This is a genomic window from Natronococcus sp., assembly GCF_047921035.1.
In the GTDB taxonomy this organism is placed as follows: domain Archaea; phylum Halobacteriota; class Halobacteria; order Halobacteriales; family Natrialbaceae; genus Natronococcus.
The window spans coordinates 1-1,457 of the sequence record NZ_JBLRWX010000224.1; the positions used below are offsets into that span (position 1 = coordinate 1).

Consider the following 1,457-nt stretch of genomic DNA (forward strand, 5'->3'; position numbering starts at 1 on the left):
GGTGCGGAGTGCGATGTCGTCTGTCATGAGTGTCTCCCTCCTGGTGCGAAGCGGGCGAATCTCCCTGCGAGGAGTTTCGATGCGAGTATCAGCGCGAGCACGGCGACGATGAGGACGAACGACGCCGCGTAGGCGTGCGAGCGGACTTCGGCGTTGAACGACGCCGCCTGCTCGAAGATGAGGATCGGCAGCGTCGTCGCGGGATCGAACGGGCCGCCGGGCATCTGGGTGCTCCGGCCGGCCGTAAACAGCACCGTGGCGGCGTCGCCGATCCCGCGGGCGAAGCCCATGATGATCCCGGCGATGACGCCCGGTAGGGCCGCGCGGACGGTCATCCGGGCGGTCTCGAACCGGGTCGCGCCCAGCCCGTACGAGGCCTCCTTGACCGTGTCCGGGGCCGCCCGAAGCGCCTCGTCGGCGTACCGGGTCATGATCGGGTACTGGAAGATCGCGATCGCGATCGTCCCGAAGATCAGGCTCGTCTGGGCGCCGGCGGCGATGATGATCGTCAGCACGAACACCCCGTAGACGATCGGCGGCGTCCCCCAGAGCACGTTCAGGAACATGTTGATCACGTCGGAGGTGCGCTCGCTCGAGTAGTCGCTCTGGAGGAAGATCGCCGTCGAGATGGCGAGGATCGAGGCGACCACCGTCGCGGGAACGACGATGAAGATACTGCCTAGGACGGCGTGGAGGAACCCGCCGCCGCCGTCCAGCATGTATCGCGAGCCCGGCGCCGTCACCATGACAGCGGGATCGGTGACGAAGACGCGGCCGCCTCGCCAGAGGGTGACGCCGACGACCATGGCCAGCACCGCGAGGATGAGCGCAGCGCTCGCGCGGGCCAGCAGGCCGAACAGTCGCTGCTCGGTGTAGCGGTCCATCAGTACTGCCACCTCCGTTGCAGTCGGCGACGGATAAGCATCGCCCCGAAATTGAAGATCCAGACGACGACGAGCAACGTCAGCCCGACGAGGATCAGCGCCGACTGGGTCAGCGGAATCGACATCAGCTCGCCGAAGTCGTTGACGATCAGCGTCGGCAGCGTCTCGCCGGCGTCGAAGGGGCCGTCTGGGATTGCCGTCTGCCCGCCGATGAGCATCGCGGGGACGATCGTCGCGCCGAAGACGCGCCCGAAGCCGAGCAGAATCGCGGAGAAGATCCCCGGCCCTGCGGCCCGCAACAGGACGGTTCGGATGGTCTCCCACTTCGTCGCACCGACGCCCAGCGAGGACTCCCGGAGTTCGTCCGGTAGCGCCTCGAGCGATTCGACCGACAGCGAGATCATGAACGGGGTGACGATGATCGCCATCACCAGACTCACCGTCACGATGCCGAGCCCGATGCTGTGGGCGCCGACGGCGGGCGCGAGGTAGTCGCCGACGAACGGAACGACGACGATCAGACCCACGAGCCCGAAGATTACGCTGGGGATCGCGGCGAGCACGTCGATGAAC

2 protein-coding genes are annotated in these 1,457 nt (G+C 67.1%); both read right to left on the reverse strand.

Annotated features, from left to right (window positions below; all coding sequences use genetic code 11):
* Positions 1–23: 23 nt before the first annotated feature.
* Positions 24–884, reverse strand: a complete 861-nt coding sequence (locus tag ACNA7R_RS20340; protein ID WP_416285353.1) for a PstA family ABC transporter permease — start codon at positions 882–884, stop codon at positions 24–26.
* Positions 884–1,457: PstC family ABC transporter permease (locus ACNA7R_RS20345; protein WP_416285354.1), on the reverse strand; the 574-nt coding region annotated here is incomplete at its 5' end. The genes ACNA7R_RS20340 and ACNA7R_RS20345, both read right to left, overlap by 1 nt.

What these genes read in the sequence shown, in the direction of transcription:
- ACNA7R_RS20340 (WP_416285353.1), bottom strand. Translation starts at nt 884, where the DNA reads ATGGACCGCTACACCGAGCAGCGACTGTTCGGCCTGCTGGCCCGCGCG.